Annotated in this window: 21 protein-coding genes; 15 read left to right on the top strand and 6 right to left on the bottom strand. The window is 62.7% G+C overall.

The features are described 5' to 3' along the window. Window positions 1–208 precede the first annotated feature (208 nt). The 3 genes from AC3RCM_RS04895 to AC3RCM_RS04905 all read right to left on the bottom strand — a co-directional run bounded on the left by AC3RCM_RS04895 (window position 209) and on the right by AC3RCM_RS04905 (window position 4,669). Window positions 209–1,801, bottom strand: a complete 1,593-nt coding sequence (locus AC3RCM_RS04895) for an ABC transporter substrate-binding protein (RefSeq protein WP_064492386.1) — start codon at window positions 1,799–1,801, stop codon at window positions 209–211. A gap of 146 nt (window positions 1,802–1,947) precedes the next feature. Then, window positions 1,948–3,573, bottom strand: a complete 1,626-nt coding sequence (locus tag AC3RCM_RS04900) for an ABC transporter substrate-binding protein (protein WP_010952093.1) — start codon at window positions 3,571–3,573, stop codon at window positions 1,948–1,950. A 379-nt stretch (window positions 3,574–3,952) separates the two neighbouring features. After that, window positions 3,953–4,669, bottom strand: a complete 717-nt coding sequence (locus tag AC3RCM_RS04905) for an SIMPL domain-containing protein (RefSeq protein ID WP_003255248.1) — start codon at window positions 4,667–4,669, stop codon at window positions 3,953–3,955. Between the two features lie 202 nt (window positions 4,670–4,871). Here AC3RCM_RS04905 and AC3RCM_RS04910 point away from each other — a divergent pair, with 202 nt between their 5' ends. The 7 genes from AC3RCM_RS04910 to AC3RCM_RS04940 all read left to right on the top strand — a co-directional run bounded on the left by AC3RCM_RS04910 (window position 4,872) and on the right by AC3RCM_RS04940 (window position 10,584). After that, window positions 4,872–6,128, top strand: a complete 1,257-nt coding sequence (locus AC3RCM_RS04910) for an ATP-binding protein (protein ID WP_012051278.1) — start codon at window positions 4,872–4,874, stop codon at window positions 6,126–6,128. Continuing rightward, window positions 6,128–6,688, top strand: coding sequence for a response regulator transcription factor (locus AC3RCM_RS04915; protein WP_003255244.1), 561 nt, complete (start codon window positions 6,128–6,130; stop codon window positions 6,686–6,688). Before AC3RCM_RS04910 ends, AC3RCM_RS04915 begins: the two co-directional genes overlap by 1 nt. A 108-nt stretch (window positions 6,689–6,796) precedes the next feature. Continuing rightward, the gene (locus tag AC3RCM_RS04920) at window positions 6,797–7,876 is read left to right on the top strand and encodes a serine hydrolase domain-containing protein (protein ID WP_392523783.1); all 1,080 of its coding nucleotides are present in this window, start codon (window positions 6,797–6,799) and stop codon (window positions 7,874–7,876) included. Continuing rightward, entirely contained in the window at window positions 7,873–8,169 is a 297-nt protein-coding gene (locus AC3RCM_RS04925) for a hypothetical protein (protein WP_064492388.1), read from the top strand. The genes AC3RCM_RS04920 and AC3RCM_RS04925 overlap by 4 nt, the downstream gene beginning before the upstream one ends. A 44-nt stretch (window positions 8,170–8,213) precedes the next feature. Next, window positions 8,214–8,795 (top strand): YceI family protein, encoded by a 582-nt coding sequence (locus AC3RCM_RS04930; protein ID WP_004574419.1) that lies wholly within the window; start codon window positions 8,214–8,216, stop codon window positions 8,793–8,795. A 1-nt stretch (window position 8,796) separates the two neighbouring features. Further along, the gene (locus AC3RCM_RS04935) at window positions 8,797–9,954 is read left to right on the top strand and encodes a phospholipase D-like domain-containing protein (RefSeq protein WP_180688809.1); all 1,158 of its coding nucleotides are present in this window, start codon (window positions 8,797–8,799) and stop codon (window positions 9,952–9,954) included. Window positions 9,955–10,005: 51 nt separating this feature from the next. Then, on the top strand, window positions 10,006–10,584 hold the full coding sequence (locus AC3RCM_RS04940) for a DJ-1/PfpI family protein (RefSeq protein WP_492629402.1): 579 nt from the start codon (window positions 10,006–10,008) through the stop codon (window positions 10,582–10,584). Between the two features lie 30 nt (window positions 10,585–10,614). Here the strand turns inward: AC3RCM_RS04940 and AC3RCM_RS04945 are convergent, their stop codons facing one another. Further along, window positions 10,615–11,013, bottom strand: a complete 399-nt coding sequence (locus tag AC3RCM_RS04945; RefSeq protein ID WP_064492390.1) for a nuclear transport factor 2 family protein — start codon at window positions 11,011–11,013, stop codon at window positions 10,615–10,617. A gap of 115 nt (window positions 11,014–11,128) precedes the next feature. Here AC3RCM_RS04945 and AC3RCM_RS04950 point away from each other — a divergent pair, with 115 nt between their 5' ends. Then, window positions 11,129–11,719, top strand: coding sequence for a GNAT family N-acetyltransferase (locus tag AC3RCM_RS04950; protein WP_003255235.1), 591 nt, complete (start codon window positions 11,129–11,131; stop codon window positions 11,717–11,719). Next, a complete protein-coding gene (locus AC3RCM_RS04955) occupies window positions 11,716–12,588 on the top strand; it encodes a carbon-nitrogen hydrolase family protein (protein WP_104886651.1) in 873 nt (290 codons plus the stop codon). Before AC3RCM_RS04950 ends, AC3RCM_RS04955 begins: the two co-directional genes overlap by 4 nt. Before the next feature lie 121 nt (window positions 12,589–12,709). On the opposite strand, the gene AC3RCM_RS04960 is transcribed toward AC3RCM_RS04955, so the two are convergent. Continuing rightward, window positions 12,710–14,233 (bottom strand): fumarate hydratase, encoded by a 1,524-nt coding sequence (locus AC3RCM_RS04960; RefSeq protein WP_003255232.1) that lies wholly within the window; start codon window positions 14,231–14,233, stop codon window positions 12,710–12,712. Between the two features lie 249 nt (window positions 14,234–14,482). On the opposite strand from AC3RCM_RS04960, the gene AC3RCM_RS04965 reads away from it, so the two are divergent. After that, on the top strand, window positions 14,483–15,403 hold the full coding sequence (locus AC3RCM_RS04965) for an iron-sulfur-binding ferredoxin reductase (RefSeq protein ID WP_492629403.1): 921 nt from the start codon (window positions 14,483–14,485) through the stop codon (window positions 15,401–15,403). A 41-nt stretch (window positions 15,404–15,444) separates the two neighbouring features. Here the strand turns inward: AC3RCM_RS04965 and AC3RCM_RS04970 are convergent, their stop codons facing one another. Next, on the bottom strand, window positions 15,445–16,173 hold the full coding sequence (locus AC3RCM_RS04970) for a phosphatase PAP2 family protein (protein ID WP_064492393.1): 729 nt from the start codon (window positions 16,171–16,173) through the stop codon (window positions 15,445–15,447). A 183-nt stretch (window positions 16,174–16,356) separates the two neighbouring features. Between AC3RCM_RS04970 and colR the strand changes: the two genes are divergently transcribed. The 5 genes from colR to AC3RCM_RS04995 all read left to right on the top strand — a co-directional run bounded on the left by colR (window position 16,357) and on the right by AC3RCM_RS04995 (window position 20,066). After that, window positions 16,357–17,040 carry a two-component system response regulator ColR gene (colR, locus tag AC3RCM_RS04975; RefSeq protein WP_003255215.1) on the top strand — a complete coding sequence of 228 codons (684 nt, stop codon included), beginning with the start codon at window positions 16,357–16,359 and terminating at the stop codon, window positions 17,038–17,040. Then, window positions 17,030–18,340, top strand: a complete 1,311-nt coding sequence (locus AC3RCM_RS04980; protein WP_492629404.1) for a sensor histidine kinase — start codon at window positions 17,030–17,032, stop codon at window positions 18,338–18,340. Before colR ends, AC3RCM_RS04980 begins: the two co-directional genes overlap by 11 nt. Window positions 18,341–18,447: 107 nt before the next feature. Beyond that, on the top strand, window positions 18,448–19,128 hold the full coding sequence (locus AC3RCM_RS04985; RefSeq protein ID WP_010952107.1) for a class I SAM-dependent methyltransferase: 681 nt from the start codon (window positions 18,448–18,450) through the stop codon (window positions 19,126–19,128). A gap of 6 nt (window positions 19,129–19,134) precedes the next feature. Then, on the top strand, window positions 19,135–19,833 hold the full coding sequence (locus tag AC3RCM_RS04990) for a lipopolysaccharide kinase InaA family protein (protein ID WP_004574440.1): 699 nt from the start codon (window positions 19,135–19,137) through the stop codon (window positions 19,831–19,833). Next, window positions 19,833–20,066, top strand: coding sequence for a hypothetical protein (locus tag AC3RCM_RS04995; protein WP_047603320.1), 234 nt, complete (start codon window positions 19,833–19,835; stop codon window positions 20,064–20,066). The genes AC3RCM_RS04990 and AC3RCM_RS04995 overlap by 1 nt, the downstream gene beginning before the upstream one ends. Window positions 20,067–20,138: the final 72 nt, after the last annotated feature.

Below are 20,138 nucleotides of genomic sequence, written 5' to 3' on the forward strand. Positions count from 1 at the left end.
TCTAGTTATGGCCGGCCTTGTGGGCCGGGTGATTGCTGCGGTGTTGCCAGGGGTGCCGCGGGATCACCGGGCAGAATCGGGGCGTTGTGTTGGCCGTTCTGGCCTCTTCGCGGGCAAGCCCGCTCCCTCAGGTAGGGCGCAGTGTCCGAACCTGTCGAGATCCTGTGGGAGCGGGCTTGCCCGCGAAGAGGCCGGTACTGGCTAACGCTTAATCAACACTCACACCGGAAAAATCATTGCGCCCAAACGGGCTGACCTTGAACTGGGAAACCTTGACGCTAAGCGGCTGGCTCACGGTGGAATGCGCCACCGGCGTGATCGGTACCTGCTGCTTGAGCCGCTGCTGGGCCTGCTGGTACAGGGCGGTGCGTTGCGTACGGTCGGTCACCTGCTTGGCCTGCTTGACCAGGCTGTCGTACTGCGGGTCGCACCACCGCGAGTAGTTGTTGCTGCCGATGGCTTCGCAGCTGTAGAGGGTGCCCAGCCAGTTGTCCGGGTCGCCGTTGTCACCGGTCCAGCCGATCAGGGCGATGTCGTGCTCACCGTTTTTCATGCGCTTGAGGTATTCGCCCCATTCGTAGCTTACGATGCGCACCTTGAATCCGAGCTTGCTCCAGTCCGCCTGGAGCATTTCGGCCATCAGCTTGGCATTGGGGTTGTACGGGCGTTGCACCGGCATCGCCCACAGGGTGATCTCGGTGCCAGGTTTGACACCCGCCTGCTGGAGCAGCTGTCTGGCCTTTTCTGGCGCGTACGGGGCGTCCTTTATGCTGTCGTCATAGGACCACTGGGTCGGTGGCATGGCGTTGACCGCCCGTTGGCCGGCGTCCTGGTACACCGCCTGGAGGATGGCTTCCTTGTTGACCGCCATGTCCATTGCCTGGCGCACTTCCAGGCGGTCGAATGGCGGGTGCTGGGTGTTGTAGGCGATGTAGCCGAGGTTGAAGCCTGGTTGCTGGAGCACCTGCAGCGTGCTGTCGGCCTTGAGCGCCGGCAGGTCGGCCGGGCGTGGGTGCAGGGTCACCTGGCATTCATTGCGGCGCAGCTTCTGGATACGCACCGACGGGTCGGTATTGATCGAGAACACCAGGTTGTCGATCTTCACTTCGTTCGCTGCCCAATAGTCCTTGTTGCCCTTGTAGCGGATCTGCGAATCCTTCTGGTAGCGCTGGAACACGAACGGCCCGGTACCGATAGGCTGCTGGTTGATGTCGCTGGGGCGTCCACTGGCCAGTAGCTGTTCGGCGTATTCAGCGGAGAGGATGGAGGCGAAACTCATGGCCAGGTTCTGGACGAACGCGGCATCGACGGTGTTCAGGGTGAACACCACGGTCAATGGGTCGGCCTTCTCGACGCGGGCGATGTTCTTGTCCAGGCCCATACCGTTGAAATAGGGAAACTCGGTAGGGTAGGCCTGACGGAACCGATGACCCTTGTCGAGCATGCGGTTGAAGGTGAACAGCACATCGTCGGCGTTGAACGTGCGGCTCGGGCTGAAGGCCTTGTTGCTGTGGAACTTGACCCCTTCACGCAGGTGGAAGGTGTAGCGCAGGCCGTCGTCGGACACCTCCCAGTGCGTCGCCAGGGCCGGGTGCACGGTGGTGCCGCCACGTTCGAACTCGACCAGGCGGTTGTAGATGGGTTCGGCGGCGTCGTTGTCGGTGGCGCTGGTGTACTGGGCGGTGTCGAAGCCGGCTGGGCTGCCTTCAGAGCAGAACACCAGGTTGTTGGCCAGCAGGACCGGGGATTGGCTGACCAGGCCCAGAGCCAGCAGCGCGGAAAGGCGGGTAACGTGGCGCATGGCAAATCCTTTTTCATCTGTTCGCGCCGCCTCCGGGTACGAATGGCGGCAACAGTTCGCCGTCCCCGCAGCGTATGGCCGCAGGACGACATGAAGAGGTGGCGGGGGTGAAGGGCACCCGCGATTCAGCGGGTGCCTCAGTCAGCCTATTTGTCCACGCTGACGCCGTAGAAGGAATTCAGCGCGAACGGGCTGATCTTGAAGTCCTTCACCTTGGCGCTCATGGGCTGGTAGACAGTGGAGTGGGCGATCGGGGTGATCGGTACCTGCTCCTTGAGGATATGCTGCGCCTTCTGGTACAGCTCGGTGCGCTTGGCCTGGTCGGACGTGGCCTTGGCCTGCTTGATCAGGTCGTCGTAGGGCTTGTAGCACCACTTGGAGAAGTTGTTGCCATCGACGGCATCGCAACCGTAGAGGGTACCCAGCCAGTTGTCCGGGTCACCATTGTCACCGCTCCAGCCAATCAGCATGGCACCCTGTTCGCCACCTTTGGAGCGCTTGATGTACTCGCCCCATTCATAACTGACGATCTTCGCCTTGATACCGATCTTGGCCCAGTCGGACTGGAGCATTTCAGCCATCAGTTTGGCATTGGGGTTGTACGGGCGTTGCACGGGCATGGCCCACAGGGTGATTTCGGTGCCTTCCTTGATGCCGGCTTCCTTGAGCAGTTGCTTGGCTTTCTCGGGGTCAAAGGCGGCGTCCTTGATGCTGTCGTCATAGGACCACTGCGTGGGCGGCATGGCGTTGACCGCCAGCTGGCCGGCGCCCTGGTACACCGACTCGATGATCTTTTTCTTGTCCACGGCCATGTCCAGCGCCTGTCGGACTTTCAGCTGGGCCATGGGGTTGGCCTCGTTGCTGCCCTTGATCTTGTCCATCACGTTGTACGCGATATAACCGAGGTTGAAACCGGCCTGCTGCGGCATTTGCAGGTTCTTGTCGGCTTTTAGCGGCTCGATGTCGGCAGGGCGTGGGAACAGGGTGACCTGGCACTCGTTCTTCTTGAGCTTCTGCATGCGCACCGAGGCGTCGGTGGTGATGGCAAAGATCAGGTTGTCGATCTTCACGTCCTCGGGCTGCCAGTAGTCCTTGTTGCCCTTGAAGCGGATCTGCGCGTCCTTCTGGTATTTGCTGAACACGAACGGGCCGGTGCCGATCGGCTTCTGGTTGATGTCGGCGGCCTTGCCGTTCTTTAGGAGCTGGTCGGCGTATTCGGCGGACTGGATCGAGGCAAAGCTCATGGCCAGGTTCTGGATGAACGCGGCGTCAACCTCGTTGAGGGTGAACTTCACCGTGTGCTCGTCAAGCTTCTCCACCTTGGCAATGTTCTTGTCCATGCCCATGTCGGTGAAGTATGGAAACTCGGTGGGGTACGCCTTGCGGAACGGGTTGTCCTTGTCGAGCATGCGGTTGAAGGTGAACAGCACGTCGTCGGCGTTGAACGGGCGACTGGGCTTGAAGTAGTCGGTGGTGTGGAACTTGACCCCTTCGCGCAGGTGGAAGGTGTAGGTCTTGCCGTCGTCGGACACTTCCCATTTGGTCGCCAGGCCCGGGATGACCGCAGTGCCGCCGCGCTCGAACTGGGTCAGGCGGTTGAACACGGTCTCTGCCGAGGCATCGAAGTCGGTCCCGGTGGTGTACTGCCCCGGATCGAAGCCGGCCGGGCTGCCTTCGGAGCAGAACACCAGGTTGGATGCGGCAACGGCCGACGGTGCGCCGCTGAGCAAGCCTGCACCCAGCAGGAACGGAATGACTGCGTGTTTGAGCATGGTGGCCTCATTGTTGTCATTTTTTGGATGAGGTGGCCTCGTGAGCCGACCTGCGGATACTTATGCAGGGGGCGTTCCCATTGCAACAGGTACAAGGATAGTTGACGCCGGGAAAGTGGCACGAACGTACATGGATGTCGCATCGGTATAACTTTTGGCGAAGTTAAACGTTTGCGTAGGCAAAATGATGGCGTTTTGCGCGATGTTTCTAGGTAGGGGAAAGCGTAGGACGCACCCTGTTGGTGCGTAAGAAATGTCTGAAAATCGTGACAATAACGCAGTCACCCGTAGGAGCGGGTTTACCCGCGAACACGGGCGAAGCCCGTGCCTCCACCACCGTGTCTTGCTCGCGGGCTCCCACAAATGATGCGTGGACGCCTTATGGCATCTGCACTTCGATCAGGCCATCGGCATTCATGCTCACTTCACTGGTGCCTGCCTCGATATCTGGCGCCGGTGCCGCTTCATCAGCCCCCATGGCCTTCATCGCCATCGGCGCGCTACGCAAGTACGGGCGCGGGTAGCCGCTGCTGTTGAGATTCAGGCTCACCACTTTGTAGCCTTTGCCACCCAGCGCTTCGGTCGCCAGTTGCGCGCGTGCCTTGAAGGCATCGACCGCATCCTTGAGCAGAGCATCCTCGCTGGCCTTGCGCGTGGCCGGGGCGATGGAGAAGTCCATGCCAGCCATTTTCAGCTCTTGCAACAAATCGGCGGTAAGCTGGGACAAGGCCGGGAAGTTGGCGCTTTCAAGGCGCAGTTCGGCGCGCTCGCGCCAGCCGGTAATTTTCTGGCCCTTGCTGTCATACACCGGGTAGCTGTTGCGGCTGCCTTGGCTGATCTTCACGTCCTTGACCTGGCGCGACTGCTGCACGGCCTTGTTCATGGTTTCGGTAATCTGCTTGGCGAGCTTGCCCGGGTCGCTGTTCTGCGCTTCGCTGTACAGGGTCACGACCATCAGGTCGCGCGCCACTTCCTTGCTGACTTCGGCACGCAGCGATACCTGGTTGAAACGCGGTTCATCGGCAGCCAGTGCCGGCAGGCTGGCGAGCAGGCCGCAAGACATGATCAGGGCGGCGCCGCGACGTGGGATTTGCATGTGGTACTCCTTGGCATTTGAAGGCGTGGGGGCTGGTCATCCATTCCACGCATGGCCCATAGGACCGGCAACAGTGTAGTGGGTTCAAAAGTGCCATCATGAACCTGTGACAAAGTGTGGCGCTTTGCCGCATCGCTGCAGCGAGGCGCCCGGCTTCGGTATACTCCAGCCGATTTTTCTGGAGCACTCATCAGGAGAGCTCATGCTCGCCGCCGTACAACCGTTGTCCGCTACCCGCCAGAACCTCTGGCGCCTGACCGTCATTCGGGTCCTGGTCCTGGCTGCCCAGGCCGGCTCGGTGGGCGTTGCCTACTGGACCGAACTGCTGCCATTGCCCTGGCTGTCGCTGGCCGGCACCTTGGCTTTGTCTTCGTTGCTGTGTGCCTTCACGGCCCTGCGCCTGCGGCTGTCGCTGCCCGTCACCGAAATGGAGTACGCCCTGCAGCTGGCCTGTGACCTGCTGATCCACAGTGCCTTGCTGTATTACTCCGGCGGCTCGACCAACCCGTTCGTGTCGTATTACCTGGTGCCGCTGGCGATCGCTGCGGTGACCTTGCCGTGGCTGTATTCGCTGATCCTGTCGGGCATTGCGCTGACGGCCTACAGTTTGCTGCTGGTGCAGTTCTACCCGCTCGAAGGGCTGCCGATGGCGCGGGACAAGATGCAGGTCTACGGCATGTGGCTGAGCATTGCCCTGGCGGCGGCTGTGATCACCTTCTTTGCCGCGCGCATGGCCGAAGAGCTGCGCCGCCAGGAGCAGCTGCGTTCAGAGCGGCGTGAAGAAAGCCTGCGCGACGAGCAACTGCTGGCTGTGGCTACCCAGGCTGCCGGTGCCGCCCATGAACTGGGTACGCCGCTGGCGACCATGAGCGTGCTGATCAACGAAATGCGCCAGGACCACACCGACCCGATGTTGCAGGAGGACCTGCAGATCCTCCAGGACCAGGTAAAGCTGTGCAAAGAGACCTTGCAACAGCTGGTGCGCGCAGCCGAAGCCAATCGACGCCTGGCCATCGTGGAGCAGGATGTGACTGCCTGGCTGGACGAGGCGCTCAACCGCTGGCACCTGATGCGCCCGGAAGCCAGCTACCGCTTCCAGCGCCTGCGCGACGGCAAGGTGCCGCGTCTGGCGCCGCCGCCAGACCTGACCCAGGCGTTACTGAATCTGCTGAACAATGCCGCCGATGCCTGCCCTGATGATCTGGAAGTTCGCCTGGACTGGGACGCCCAGGACATCGTCATCAGTATCCACGACCATGGTCCTGGTGTACCGCCAGCCATTGCCGAAGCCATCGGCAAACCTTTTATTACCACCAAGGGCAAAGGCTTCGGCCTGGGCCTGTTCTTGAGCAAGGCCAGCGTGACCCGTGCGGGCGGCTCGGTGAAACTCTATAGTCATGAACAGGGTGGCACCCTGACCGAACTGCGCCTGCCCTATGGCAAGCGAGGAGATGAATGATGAGCGAAGAAAACCAGGTCGAAAGCGAAGAGCTGCCGCACCTGCTGCTGGTGGATGACGATGCCACCTTCACCCGGGTCATGGCCCGGGCCATGAGCCGTCGCGGTTTCCGTGTGAGCACTGCCAGTTCTGCCGAAGAAGGCTTGATTCTGGCCCAGCAGGACCTGCCGGACTACGCCACGCTGGACCTGAAGATGGATGGCGACTCCGGCCTGGTGCTGCTGCCCAAGCTGCTGGAACTGGACCCGGAAATGCGCGTGGTGATCCTGACCGGGTACTCGAGCATTGCCACCGCAGTGGAGGCGGTCAAGCGCGGTGCCTGCAACTACCTGTGCAAGCCGGCTGACGCCGATGATGTGTTGGCAGCACTTCTGTCGGAGCACACCGACCTGGATACCCTGGTGCCGGAAAACCCGATGTCGGTCGATCGCCTGCAGTGGGAACACATCCAGCGCGTGCTGAACGAGCATGAAGGCAATATCTCGGCCACCGCACGGGCGCTGGGCATGCACCGACGGACCTTGCAGCGCAAGCTGCAGAAGCGACCGGTTCGGCGCTGATTCCTTATCGATGATGTTGGCCTGTTCGCGGGGGAATCCGCTCCTGCAACTGTGAGCGCGGGCTTACCCGCGAAGGGCTGCACAGCAGCCCCAATCAAGGCGAGCTCGATGAAGGTACTGTTGGTCATCCTTGCGCTGGTTGCAGGTAGCGCCAAAGCTGAAGACTGGCCTGACCCGCAGTGGCAGAACGACCCTGCCACCCTCGACTGGCAGGCCGTCGACGCCTACGCCTTTCCTGCACGCTCCCCCTCGGAGCGCAACGGCATCCGCACGGACGCTCTGCTGATCATCCGCGACGGGCGTATCCTCCACGAGCGCTACACCGCGCCCACCCGCGCCGCCACCGCGCACCTGACCTGGTCGGTAAGCAAGAGCATACTGGCCACGGTAATGGGCGTAGCCCAGGGCGAAGGCCGCTTCCAGCTGCAAGACCCGGTCAGCCGCTTCTATCCCCCCATGCGCGCCCACCCAGGCGTGCGCGTGGCCGACCTGCTGCACTGGGCCAGTGGCCTCGAGTGGCAGGAAGACTACGAATACGCGCCGCTGAAGTCCTCGGTAGTGGCCATGCTGTATACCCGTGGCCGCGCAGACATGGCCGCCTACGCGGCGGCCCGGGGTGCCGCCGCCAGCCCCGGTCAGCGGTTCCTCTACTCCAGCGGCGACAGCAACCTGCTGGCCGCCGCGCTGCGTGGCATGCTCGATGCCGGGCAGTACCCCGACTACCCCTGGCACGCACTGTTCACCCCGTTGGGTATCGGCAGTGCGGTGTGGGAGCGTGACCGGGCAGGCACCTATGTAGGCTCTTCCTATCTCTACCTCAGTGCCCGCGATTTGGCCCGTATTGGCCTGCTGATGCAGCGCGACGGGCGCTGGCAGGGCCGACAATTGCTGCCCAGAGCCTGGGTAGCCTTCAACCGGACCCCGTTTGCCCAGGCCCAGGCGCTGCCTGGCGAGGCCATCCCGGGCGGCCACTGGTGGCTCAACCAGCCGCTGGCTGGCGCCGAACGGCCTTGGCCCAGTGCACCCGCAGACACCTTCGCCGCCCTTGGCCACTGGGGGCAGGCGTTATATGTGCTGCCTGAGCAAAAGCTGGTGATCGTGCGCTACGCCGATGACCGTGACAGCAGCTATCGACACGACGAATTGCTCAAGCGGGTGCTGGCGGTACTGGCCGGGGAGGGGGCATGAAGCGGTTATTGCTGCTGGCGCTGGCAGGGCTCCTGTACTGGGCCTGGCAGGAACGCCAGGCGCTGGCGGACTTCCCCGGCATACTCTCGGCCTACTCGGCCAAGGAATATTGTTCCTGCCGCTTTGTCATGGGCTTCGACAAGGTGTACTGCCAAGGGTACGTGAAGCAGTGGCTGCCACTGAGCCTGCTGGAGGAAAACAGCCAGCAGCAGCGAGTCACCGCTGAAGGCCTGGGGCGGCGCAGCCAGGCGGCCTGGCAAAGCGCGCGTGAGGGCTGCCGCTTGCTGCCATGAATGCAGGCGGGTAAGGTTGGCGGCCTGGTTTCACGAGATCTGTCATGTTCAAGTTGCCCCGTCTGCTGCCTGCCTTATTGCTGGCTTTGTGCCTGCCCGCTCATGCCAATTGGCACCTGGATGGCGAATCTTCACGGCTGTCGTTCATCACCGGCAAGAACGGCGACACCGCCGAAGTGCATCGCTTTCTGGTGTTGCATGGCACGGTCGATCGCAAGGGTATGGCCGGGTTGAGGATCGAGATGGACTCGGTGAGCAGCGGTATTCCGCTGCGTGACGAGCAAATGCGCGACAACCTGTTCGAGGTCGAGCGCTTCGCCGAGGCCACAGTGAAGGCACAGATCGACCTGCAGCCGATCAATGACCTGGCCGACGGTGCACAGATCGAATTGCGCCTGCCGCTGACGGTCACCCTGCATGGCCAGTCGCACAGTTACAGTGTTCTGTTGCTGGCTACCCGCCTGGATGCGCGGCGCTTCCAGGTGGTGACCCTTGAGCCTCTGGTGCTGCGCGCCGAAGATTTTGGCTTGCTGCCGGGGCTGGAAAGCCTGCGCAAGTTCGCCAGGTTGAAGTCCATCAACCCGTCGGTACCGGTTAGCGCGGTGCTGATCTTCACTGCGCGCTGACATGGCGGGGCCGGTCTTCCCCTGGCGTGATGGCAATCAGTTCGAACTGCTTATCGACGGCCCTGTGTTTTTTCCGCGCATGCTCCAGGCGATCATGCGTGCCGAGTTCCAGGTTGACCTGGAGCTGTACCTGGTCGAGGCCGGGGCCTGTGCCGATGCAGTGGTCGACGCGCTGGAGCAGGCTGCCCGGCGTGGCGTACGGGTGCGGTGCCTGTTCGATGACTACGGTTCATTGGCCTTCAACAGCGCGTTGCGTCAGCGCCTGCTGGACGCTGGCGTGTACTTGCGCTGGTATAACCGCCTGCGCTGGAAGCGTGGCCTGCGTAATCTCTACCGTGATCATCGCAAATTGCTGCTGGTTGACGAACGTTGGGCCGTGGTGGGGGGGACGGGCGTTACCGACGAGTTCTGGACGCCCGGTGAGGCGACCAGCGAATGGCACGAAGTGATGGTGCAGATGCAGGGGCCGGTGGTGAGCGACTGGCAGTTGCTGTTCGACCGTCAGTGGCAAGCCAACAACCGCCGCACCGCCTGGCGCCCTGCTGAAGGCTTTGGCCTGCCGCGTCTGCCCAAGGTGCCTGCGCAGGGGCAGGGCATGGGCCGGGTCGCTTATGCCGACGCCCGCCAGCACCAGGACATCCTGCACGCGCTGGTACGGGCGCTGAACAGCGGCCAGAAACGGGTGTGGCTGGCCACGCCGTACTTCTTGCCGACCTGGAGCGTGCGCCGGTCGTTGCGCCGGGCTGCCAGCAAGGGCCTGGACGTGCGTCTGTTGTTGACCGGCCCGCGTACCGATCACCCCTCGGTACGCTACGCCGGGCATCGTTACTACCCGCGTCTGTTGCGCGCGGGCGTACGGATTTTCGAGTACCAGCCGTGCTTCCTGCACCTGAAGATGGCTGTGGTAGACGACTGGGTCAGCGTCGGTTCGTGCAACTTCGACCACTGGAACTTGCGCTTCAACCTTGAAGCCAACATCGAAGCGCTCGACCCGCCGTTGACAGCGGCGGTGGTGGCCAGCTTCGAGCGCGACTTCGCCCAGAGCGAAGAAGTCGACCTCGCCCACTGGCATGCGCGCCCTTTGTGGCGCAGGGTGAAGCAACGGATCTGGGGCTGGCTCGATCGGCTGGTGGTCAACTTCCTCGACCGCCGTGACTGACAGCGGCTATCGTGCAGTGACTATTCACAGTTAACCGAAGGAGTGGGCGAGATGACGGCGAAGAAAATTCTCATGCTGGTGGGCGACTACGTCGAAGATTACGAAGCGATGGTGCCGTTCCAGGCCTTGAGCATGGTGGGCCACACGGTGCATGCGGTGTGCCCGGAAAAGCTGGCGGAGCAGACCGTGCGTACCGCGATTCATGACTTCGAGGGTGAGCAGACCTACAGCGAAAAGCCTGGGCACAATTTTGCCCTGAATTATGATTTCGTGCGGGTGCGGCCCGAGAGTTATGACGCGCTGCTGATCCCGGGTGGCCGGGCGCCGGAGTACCTGCGCCTGAATGAAAAGGTGTTGGACCTGGTGCGGGCGTTCGACCAGGCCGGCAAGCCGATTGCGGCGGTGTGCCATGGTGCCCAGCTGCTGGCGGCGGCAGGGGTGCTGGAGGGGCGTGAGTGCAGCGCATACCCGGCATGTGCGCCAGAAGTGCGCCTGGCGGGTGGCACGTTCATCGACATCGCGGTGGACCAGGCGCATGTGGATGGCAACCTGGTGACCGCACCGGCATGGCCCGCGCACCCGGCCTGGCTGGCGGCGTTCCTGCAAGTGCTGGGCACGCGTATTGTCTGACAGGCTTGATTGAATTGGCAGCGGGTTGCTTCAGGCAACCTGCTCCACCCAGTCATTGAGGTTGTAGTAGTTGGTGACCCGGGCAATCTTGCCACAGTGAATATAGAAGAACGCCCCTGCCGGCAGCACATAGGTCTGGCCGTTTGCTGTCGGCAACCCTTCGTCATCGGCCAGGTATTGGCCATGCACGGTGAACTCCGCCGCCGCGCGGCTGCCATCGGCGTTCTGCATCACCACGATGTCGGCCAGGCGCTCGCGGTAGCAGCGGTTCATCTTTTCCATGAACGCGGCGAACCTGGCCTTGCCCATCTGGCGCTCGCCCTGGTTGATGTCGTGGATCACGTCTTCGCTGAGCAGCGCCAGAAACGCCTGCATGTCACCCGCGTTGAAGGCGGCGTAGTAAGCATTTACCAGTTCGGTTGCGGTCATGGAACATTTCCTGTCGTGTAGGGAAAAGGCGGGTCGTTAACTCGGATGATAGGGTTTCCCCTCAAGCCCGGCTTAGCCGAGCGCGTCATCCACATCGACAAAACGACCGCCAAACATGGAAATACGCCTGTTGCACGGTGCCGCTATCGCGCCTTACATCGATGACCTCGCTCGCCTGCGCCTTACTGTGTTCCGCGAGTTCCCCTACCTTTACGACGGCACCCCGGAGTACGAGGCCGACTACCTGGCCAACTATGCCCGCTCCGGGCGCAGCCTGGTTGTGCTGGCGCTGGACGACGGCAAGGTGGTCGGCGCCTCTACCGGCCTGCCGCTGGTGGATGTCGCGCCCGAATTCCAGCAGCCATTCCTGGCCCAGGGGCGCGACCCGGCCAGTGTGTACTACTTCGGTGAGTCGCTGGTGTTGCCGGCATACCGCGGTCAGGGCCTGGGAGTTCGCTTCTTCATCGAGCGCGAGTCCTACGCACACAAACTGGCCGAGTTCGATTACTGCGCGTTCTGCGCGGTCGAGCGCCCCGGTGCGCACCCGCGCCGGCCAGCCGAATACAAACCCCTGCACGGCTTCTGGCGCAACCGCGGCTTCCTGCACGACCCGTCGCTGCGTACCACCTACGCCTGGCGCGATCTGGACGAGCAGGAAAGCTCCGACAAGCTGATGTCGTTCTGGCTCAAGGCACTGCCGATATGATCCGCCTGGCAGCCTGCCAGTACGCCATCGAGCTGCACGAAACCTGGGACGCCTACGCCGACCACCTGCAAGGCCTGTGCGCCGAAGCGGTGGAGGCGGGGGCACGCTTGCTGCTGTTGCCGGAGTACGCCGGGCTGGTGCTGAGCGGCCAGCTGAATGCCGGGCAGCGGGAAGACCTGAAGGCTTCGATTGCCGGCATCCAGCCGCTGATCGAACCCTGGAAAGCGTTGTGCGAGAGCCTTGCCCGACGCTGGGGGATCTACCTGCAACCGGGCAGTGTGCCGGTGCTGGACAACGATGGGCGCTACCGCAACCGTGCCTGGCTGTTCGGCCCCCAAGGTGTGCTGGGTTATCAGGACAAACTGATGATGACCCGCTTCGAGCGCGAGCAGTGGGACATCGCTGCAGGCCAGGGGCTGCAGGTGTTCGAAACCGAACTGGGGCGCTTGGGCATCCTGATCTGCTACGACAACGAGTTCCCGATGCTGGCCCGCCGCCTGGCCGAGTGTGGTGCCGACCTGATCCTGGCGCCAAGTTGTACCGATACCGAAGCCGGTTACCACCGGGTGCGTATTGGCGCCCAGGCGCGCGCCCTGGAGAACCAGATTGCCGTGTTGCAGAGCCCGACGGTGGGCGTGGCGCCCTGGTCGCCGGCATTGGACGAGAATATCGGCCGGGCAGGCTTGTTCGTGCCGCCGGATCACGGGATGCCGGGGGACGGTGTGGTAGCGTTGAGCGAGCAGCTGAACCCGGACTGCAGCCAGTGGCTGGTGTGTGAGGTAGATTTGGAGGAAGTGCGGCGGGTGAGGCGGGAAGGGCAGGTGTTTACCTGGCGGGACTGGCCGGAGCAGTTCGAGAGAGTCCTGTGATGACTGTGGCGGCCTCATCGCGGGCAAGCCCGCTCCCACAGTCAAATGCGTAGCCTTCTGGCTTGCGCTGTACGTGTGGGAGCGGGCTTGCCCGCGAAGCAGCCGCCGCAGTTACATCAGGTTACTTCACTTCGACGGCCAGGCTTTCGGCAATCTTGCTCTGCCACAGGGCAGGGCCAGTGATGTGTACCGACTCACCGTTGCTGTCCACGGCGACGGTCACCGGCATGTCCTTGACCTCGAACTCGTAGATCGCTTCCATGCCCAGCTCGGCGAAGGCCAGTACCTTCGACTTGCGGATGGCCTGGGCGACCAGGTAGGCAGCGCCGCCAACGGCCATCAGGTACACGGCCTTGTTGTCCTTGATCGCCTCGATGGCGGTCGGGCCACGCTCGGACTTGCCGATCATGCCCAGCAGGCCAGTCTGCTCAAGGATCTGGCGGGTGAACTTGTCCATACGGGTAGCAGTGGTCGGGCCGGCTGGGCCTACCACTTCGTCACCCACCGGGTCGACCGGGCCGACGTAGTAGATGAAGCGGCCTTTCAGGTCTACCGGCAACTCTTCGCCACGGTTGAGCATTTCAACCATGCGCTTGTGCGCGGCATCGCGGCCGGTCAGCATCTTGCCGTTGAGCAGGATGGTTTCGCCTGGCTTCCAGCTGGCAACTTCTTCCGGGGTGATGTCGTCGAGGTTGACGCGACGGGCGCTCGGGCCGGCTTCCCAGACGATTTCCGGGTAAGCGTCCAGCGACGGCGCTTCCAGTTCTGCCGGGCCGGTGCCATCGAGCACGAAGTGGGCGTGGCGGGTAGCAGCGCAGTTGGGGATCATGCACACCGGCAAGGACGCGGCGTGGGTCGGGTAGTCCATGATCTTGACGTCGAGCACGGTAGTCAGGCCACCCAGGCCCTGGGCGCCGATGCCCAGCTGGTTGACCTTGTCGAACAGCTCCAGGCGGATTTCTTCCAGGCGGTTCTGTGGGCCACGGGCTTTCAGTTCGTGAATGTCGATGGACTCCATCAACACTTCCTTGGCCATGACCGCGGCCTTCTCGGCGGTACCGCCGATGCCGATGCCGAGCATGCCAGGCGGGCACCAGCCAGCACCCATGGTCGGCACGGTCTTCAGTACCCAGTCGACGATCGAGTCGGACGGGTTGAGCATGGCCATCTTCGACTTGTTTTCCGAGCCGCCGCCCTTGGCTGCGACATCGACTTCCACCTTGTCGCCGGGGACGATGGAGTAGTGGATCACTGCCGGGGTGTTGTCCTTGGTGTTCTTGCGGGCACCGGCCGGGTCGGCCAGGATCGAAGCGCGCAGGACGTTTTCAGGCAGGTTGTAGGCGCGACGCACACCTTCGTTGATCATGTCGTCGACGCTCATGGTGGCGCCGTCCCAGCGCACGTCCATGCCCACGCGGATGAACACGGTGACGATACCGGTGTCCTGGCAGATTGGACGATGGCCGGTGGCGCACATGCGCGAGTTGATCAGGATCTGGGCGATGGAATCGCGTGCAGCAGGCGATTCCTCACGCAGATAGGCCTCGTGCATGGCCTGGATGAAATCGACGGGGTGGTAGTACGAGATGAATTGCAGGGCGTCGGCGACGCTCTGAATCAGGTCGTCTTGCTTGATCACGGTCATGCAGCGCGCTCCTCTTAAAGACGGGAACATTCAAAAAGACGCTCGACATAGCCGACCAGCACGTCGAAGCGCCTTGCAAGGCGCCGGCAGGTCAGGCCGACGGAAAAAGGCGCGGCAGTATAGCGCGCATCCGTGCCCGGCACACCTGCGGCCGGTCTGGACCATGGTCGGCAGCGTGTAGGCATCTATTTTGCTGGTGTGCGCTGCTTGGCTTACAGTGAGCCTTGGATAGCAGGAGATGTACCGAACATGCCCGAAATTTGCGTGGGCGAGCGCCGCTGGCTGGTGCCCATTGGCAGCAACCTGCTCGATGCCCTCAACGAGGCGGGGCTTAATGTGCCTTACAGTTGCCGCGCCGGCAGTTGCCACGCCTGCCTGGTGCACTGCCTGGACGGGCAACCGGCAGACGCTTTGCCCGAGGCATTGGCGTTGGAGAAACACGCCCAGGGCTGGCGTCTGGCTTGCCAGTGCCGGGTGTTCGAGGACCTGCGTGTGGCGTTGTACGACCCCCAGCAGGGTGGCGTACCGGCGCAGGTCTGTGCGTTGGACTGGTTTGGCGATGTGTTGCGCCTGCGGTTGCGCCCCGATCGGGTGGTGCGTTATCAGGCGGGGCAGCACGTGGTGCTGTGGCTAGGCGCGGTTGCTCGGCCTTATTCCTTGGCCAGCCTGCCGGGCGAGGATGATTTTCTCGAGTTTCATATCGATTGCCAGCGGCCTGGTGCCTTTTGCGACAAGGCGCGTGGTCTGCAGGTCGGCGATGAGATGCGTTTGGGGGAGTTCAGAGGCGGAGCCCTTCATTACGACCCTGATTGGCAGGAGCGGCCGCTGTGGTTGCTGGCTGCGGGAACCGGGCTGGCGCCGCTCTGGGGTATCTTGCGCGAAGCGTTGCGCCGGGGGCATCGGGGCGAAATCCGGGTGGTGCATGTGGCGCGGGATCCGGCTGGGCACTATCTGGCGGAGAAGCTGCTGAAGCTGCCAGGGGTCAGTGTCGAGCTGGTGCTGGTGGAGCATGTGGATGAAGCGTTGGCCGGGATGCGGCTGTTGTCGCGACAGACGGTGGCGCTGCTGTGTGGGGCACCGGGGAGTGTCGAGCGGTTTGCCCGGCGCATGTTCATGACAGGGGTACCGCGGGGACAGGTGTTTGCTGATGTGTTCGTCGAGCATGCCTGAGTAGCATTTGAAGTGCGAAGGGCCGCAAAGCGGCCCCTCTTTCATGCGGCGCTGCGCTCGGCGACGGGCACCTCGGCCAGCCCCCGCCGATAGAGAACCAGGTAATACGACCCCAATCCGATCAACCAGCAGAACACTGCCGTCCACACATTGTGCGACAGGAAGTGCGCCCCCTGCATCATCCTGCCCACCGACAGTATCGACCCTGCTGTCAAGGCCACTACAAACGCCACCCGTGCCAGACGCGGCTTGCGATCCCGCAGCATGAAGAACAAGGCGAACAGGCAGAAACCGGTCGCTGCATGCCCGCCCGGCCAGCACAGGCCAGGCTTGTCGGTAGGCGGCCGTGGTTCCAGCAGCTTGCTGTAGGTTTCGGTGCCGCCAAACTGGGTCAGGCTCCAGGGGCACTGCACCTGGGTGACTTTTTTCAGCGGCGTGACAAACGCCGTGGACAAGCCCAGTGCCAGCGCCAGGCAGCCCAGTTCACGGCGCCAGCCAAACAGGCGCTTCCAGAAAAAGCTCGCGGCAAAGGTCAGCAGCGATATCACCCCCAACAGGATCACCACTTGCTTGACCCGATCATGCAGGATGTTTTCCAACAGGTAACTGTGGCGGCCAATGAACTGCCCGGCAGCGGGGTCGAAGAACAGGTTGGCGACATCCATGTCGACTGAAGTCAGCTCCAGCAGGATCAAGGCCACCGCAGTCGCCAGGGGAATTCCCAGGTACAGCCAGTAGTTGATAGGGCGAGGGCGGGTGCGTTGCTGCATGACGGCTCCAGGGCGCGAAAAAGATCGGGTATTGTCGGCCGCCCGCTATCCTGTGTCCGTGAAGGATCAGTGAAAAAACCGTCAAGTGCGGTGAATTTTCCCCAGGGCTGGCACCGTGCAGGCATAGGCCTTAAGCTGCGCCTGCCGCGCACCACAGCGAGAAGCGCCGCACAGGAGAAACCGATGCGCATTCTTTTGGTTGAAGACAACCGCGATATCCTGGCCAACCTGGCCGATTACCTGGGCATGAAAGGCTACACCGTCGACTGCGCCCAGGATGGCCTGTCCGGGCTGCATCTGGCCGCCACCGAACACTACGACCTGATCGTACTCGACATCATGCTGCCAGGCATCGATGGCTACACCCTGTGCAAGCGCCTGCGCGAAGATGCCCGCCGTGACACGCCGGTGATCATGCTCACTGCCCGTGACCAGCTGGACGACCGCCTGCAGGGCTTCCGCTCGGGGGCTGACGACTACCTGCTCAAGCCATTTGCCCTGTCGGAGCTGGCGGCGCGCATCGAAGCGGTGCTGCGCCGTGCCCAGGGCGGTGGGCGCCGCACCCTGCAGGTGGCTGACCTGAGCTACGACCTCGATACCCTCGAGGTAACCCGCCAGGGTCGTCTGCTGAAGCTCAACCCGGTCGGCCTCAAGCTGCTGGCGGTACTGATGCAGAAAAGCCCGCACGTACTGCGCCGCGAGGTGCTGGAAGAAGCCTTGTGGGGCGACGACTGCCCTGATAGCGACAGCCTGCGCAGCCATGTGCATCAACTGCGCCAGGTGATCGACAAACCGTTTGAAAAACCGTTGCTGCATACCGTCCATGGCGTCGGCTATCGCCTCGCCGAGGGCCGCGATGGAGTTTAAGCAAAGCCTTGCCCAGCGCATCATCATCGCCTTTGCCCTGATGAGCGCGCTGGTGGCCGGGGCCTTCGCATTCGGTATCGTCGGCACGGTGCACCTGGTCGAAGAGCGACTGATTTCCTCGGTACTGGGCGGTGACCTGCAGCGCCTGCTGCGTATGGACAGCGTCAGTGACTGGAGTCATCGGCCTCGCCCAGACCAGCTGTTCTATTTCAGCGGCGGGCGTGACGACTTCGAGCTGCCCAAGGACCTGCGTCACCTCGACCGCGGTTTCCACGAGGTGTTCCGAGACCAGCTGTCCTACCACGCCATGGTCGAGATCGTCGATGGTCGCCGTTATGTACTGCTGCAGGACCAGAGCGACTTCGAGGAGCGCGAGCGCGTGCTGTTTGCCGTGGTTGTGGTGGGCTTCGTGCTCAGCCTGGTGCTGGCGGTCATCCTTGGCTGGCTGGTTGCACGTCGGGTAATGGCACCGGTCATCCGCCTGGCGCGCCAGGTGCGCCACCGCGATCAACTACTGGGCCTGGCCCCGCCGCTGGCTCCGGATTATGCGGCAGACGAAGTCGGCCAGCTTGCAGTGGCTTTCGACGACACCCTGGGCCGCCTGCGTGATGCGCTGACCCGCGAGCGGCTGTTCACCAGCGACGTCAGCCACGAACTGCGCACGCCGTTGATGGTGTTGGCTACGTCGTGTGAGCTTCTGATGGAAAACCCCGGCCTCGATGCCCGTGCGCGTAGCCAGGTGGAGCGCGTGGCGCGGGCCACCGAAGAGATGCGCGAGCTGGTCAAGACCTTCCTCATGTTGGCCCGCGCGCAGCGTGATGAGGGGGCAGTGGCGTCACGGGCGACCCTGCGCGAAGTGGCCGACGAGCTCATCGGGGTGTGGCGCGACACCATCGAACAGAAAGGCCTCACCCTGTATTTCGATGGCCGCGCGAGCGCTAGCCCTGTGCTGTACAACGCCACCTTCCTGCAGTCGGTAATGGGCAACCTGCTGCGCAATGCGGCGCACTACACCGACAGTGGGTATATCCGCCTGAGCCTGGAAGCCAACGGTTTCAGCGTAGAGGACAGCGGCGTGGGTATCCCCGAAGAGCAGCGTGAGGCCATGTTCAGGCCGTTCGTGCGCGGCGATGAACGGCGTGGCGAGGGGCTTGGGCTGGGGCTTTCGCTGGTGCAGCGGATCTGCGACGACCAAGGTTGGCGTGTCACCCTGACATCCACCTTGCCGCATGGCTGCCGCTTCCAGGTGGACCTGAGCAACACCGCGGCCAAAGGCGACCCGGACGCCCTGGTCGAGTAATTTCTTGTATCAGGTCAACTGGTGCCCAACGTTTTTTTCACATTGGCATGACCTGATTCCAACGCTTGCATGACTAGTGTGGGCGCAATGGAGTCAGGAGATGCCCAATGCGTAGCCCCATCAAGCTTGAATTTTCCGAGAAGTACGACAAAGATCATGCACGCGAGTACTTTCTCAAGCACCAGGACGGCCTGGCGCGACGCCTTTCCCACAAGCGAGATGAGCAGTTGGCGCGCCGCGCCTTGGCATTGGCGGGCGAGCCTGGCCTGGTACTCGACCTGCCATGCGGAGCGGGCCGTTTCTGGCCGCTGTTGGCGGAAAAGCCCAATCGGGTAATCATCGGTGCCGACAACTCCGAGGCCATGATCGAGACAGCCTGTGCGGCGCAACCGCCAGAAGTTGTGGCACGGGTACGGCCTTTGCAGACTTCTGCATTTGCCATCGACCTGCCAGATAACGCGGTGGACAGTATTTTCTGCATGCGCCTGTTCCATCACATTGGCGAGTCGGCGCACAGAAAGACCATTCTTTCGGAATTTCAACGGGTTAGCCGTGATAGCGTGATCCTGTCACTGTGGGTGGATGGCAACTTCAAGGCCTGGCGCCGGAAAAAGCTGGAGCAGCGCCGTAGCGCCAAGGCCGAACAGGATAATTACCAGAACCGTTTCGTGTTACCTGCCGAAACGGTCGAAGAAGAATTCAGGGCCGCCGGCTTCAGAATCCAGGAACGCCTCGACTTCCTGCCGTTCTATGCCATGTGGCGGGTCTATGTATTGCGTAAGGGGTAGTGTTTGATGGCTGTAGCCCATAAAGGGGAAGCGCAGTTCGATTTTTACTGGCGCCAGCAAGGCGAGTGGGTCGAGGAGCCTAACCAGCGCCGCGGCGGCGAGAGTGGCGTGCAACGCCTCAACGATGCCGATGGCAAGCTGTTGTATGCCAAACGCCAGGTCGGGCATATCTACCGCAGCCTGTTGCACCCTTTTGGCCGGCCGACCGTGTTGCGTGAACTCGATGCACTGAACAGTTTCGAGCAGTTGGGCGTGCGTGTACCGCGCATCGTCTTCTGTGGCGCGCAACGCGATGCTGAGCACCAGTGGCGCGCGCTGCTGGTCAGCGAAGCGCTGGACGGTTTTGTCGAACTCGACACCTGGCATGCCGAAGGTGCCCGCGAGCGTTACCCGCAGGTGGTGCATGAGCGCATGCTCAAGGACCTGGCGGACAACCTGGCGCGGATGCACCTGGGGCACTGGCAGCACGGCTGCCTGTATGGCAAGCACGTATTCATCAAGGTAATCGGCGAGGGCGAGCAGGCCCGCGTCGAAGTGGCGCTGCTGGACCTGGAAAAGTGCAGGCGGCGTATCAGCTGCCAGCGGGCGGCCGGCAATGACTTGCGTCAGCTACGCCGCCATTCGTCGCTCAATGACGCGGAATGGCAGACACTGCTCTACTTTTACAAGATGGCGTTTGGCAGCGCTGTCAAAGGGTTAGAGTAATGAAACTAGAAATTGCTCGAGCTTTGTTCCTGGTAGCTGGCCTGGCGGTGACCACCGTGGCGGTGGCTGCCTGGGAAGAGCCGAGGCCAACCGTGTTCAGCAAGGCTGAGATGGCAGACCAGTGCGCGTTGCCGCGGGATGCAAAACCGCAGCAGCAGGCCCGGAGCGAGCCGGACCAGGACCTTTTGCTGTTCCTGTTTGGCCTGCGTCAAGGGTTGCGGCCACAGGGATGAACCCTGCGTTAGCTGGAAAAGCCAGAGGCCTCGCGATTGCGGGGCCTTTGGCTTTTTGCGTCTGGCTTACCG

It is taken from the genome of Pseudomonas sp. GW823-FHT05G12, assembly GCF_058795575.1.

Bases quoted from the DNA above. Each gene is read 5' to 3' on its own strand.
- AC3RCM_RS04895 (WP_064492386.1), bottom strand. From the start codon at position 1,801: ATGCGCCACGTTACCCGCCTTTCCGCGCTGCTGGCTCTGGGCCTGGTC.
- AC3RCM_RS04900 (WP_010952093.1), bottom strand. From the start codon at position 3,573: ATGCTCAAACACGCAGTCATTCCGTTCCTGCTGGGTGCAGGCTTGCTC.
- AC3RCM_RS04905 (WP_003255248.1), bottom strand. From the start codon at position 4,669: ATGCAAATCCCACGTCGCGGCGCCGCCCTGATCATGTCTTGCGGCCTG.
- AC3RCM_RS04910 (WP_012051278.1), top strand. From the start codon at position 4,872: ATGCTCGCCGCCGTACAACCGTTGTCCGCTACCCGCCAGAACCTCTGG.
- AC3RCM_RS04915 (WP_003255244.1), top strand. From the start codon at position 6,128: ATGAGCGAAGAAAACCAGGTCGAAAGCGAAGAGCTGCCGCACCTGCTG.
- AC3RCM_RS04920 (WP_392523783.1), top strand. From the start codon at position 6,797: ATGAAGGTACTGTTGGTCATCCTTGCGCTGGTTGCAGGTAGCGCCAAA.
- AC3RCM_RS04925 (WP_064492388.1), top strand. From the start codon at position 7,873: ATGAAGCGGTTATTGCTGCTGGCGCTGGCAGGGCTCCTGTACTGGGCC.
- AC3RCM_RS04930 (WP_004574419.1), top strand. From the start codon at position 8,214: ATGTTCAAGTTGCCCCGTCTGCTGCCTGCCTTATTGCTGGCTTTGTGC.
- AC3RCM_RS04935 (WP_180688809.1), top strand. From the start codon at position 8,797: ATGGCGGGGCCGGTCTTCCCCTGGCGTGATGGCAATCAGTTCGAACTG.
- AC3RCM_RS04940 (WP_492629402.1), top strand. From the start codon at position 10,006: ATGACGGCGAAGAAAATTCTCATGCTGGTGGGCGACTACGTCGAAGAT.
- AC3RCM_RS04945 (WP_064492390.1), bottom strand. From the start codon at position 11,013: ATGACCGCAACCGAACTGGTAAATGCTTACTACGCCGCCTTCAACGCG.
- AC3RCM_RS04950 (WP_003255235.1), top strand. From the start codon at position 11,129: ATGGAAATACGCCTGTTGCACGGTGCCGCTATCGCGCCTTACATCGAT.
- AC3RCM_RS04955 (WP_104886651.1), top strand. From the start codon at position 11,716: ATGATCCGCCTGGCAGCCTGCCAGTACGCCATCGAGCTGCACGAAACC.
- AC3RCM_RS04960 (WP_003255232.1), bottom strand. From the start codon at position 14,233: ATGACCGTGATCAAGCAAGACGACCTGATTCAGAGCGTCGCCGACGCC.
- AC3RCM_RS04965 (WP_492629403.1), top strand. From the start codon at position 14,483: ATGCCCGAAATTTGCGTGGGCGAGCGCCGCTGGCTGGTGCCCATTGGC.
- AC3RCM_RS04970 (WP_064492393.1), bottom strand. From the start codon at position 16,173: ATGCAGCAACGCACCCGCCCTCGCCCTATCAACTACTGGCTGTACCTG.
- colR (WP_003255215.1), top strand. From the start codon at position 16,357: ATGCGCATTCTTTTGGTTGAAGACAACCGCGATATCCTGGCCAACCTG.
- AC3RCM_RS04980 (WP_492629404.1), top strand. From the start codon at position 17,030: ATGGAGTTTAAGCAAAGCCTTGCCCAGCGCATCATCATCGCCTTTGCC.
- AC3RCM_RS04985 (WP_010952107.1), top strand. From the start codon at position 18,448: ATGCGTAGCCCCATCAAGCTTGAATTTTCCGAGAAGTACGACAAAGAT.
- AC3RCM_RS04990 (WP_004574440.1), top strand. From the start codon at position 19,135: ATGGCTGTAGCCCATAAAGGGGAAGCGCAGTTCGATTTTTACTGGCGC.
- AC3RCM_RS04995 (WP_047603320.1), top strand. From the start codon at position 19,833: ATGAAACTAGAAATTGCTCGAGCTTTGTTCCTGGTAGCTGGCCTGGCG.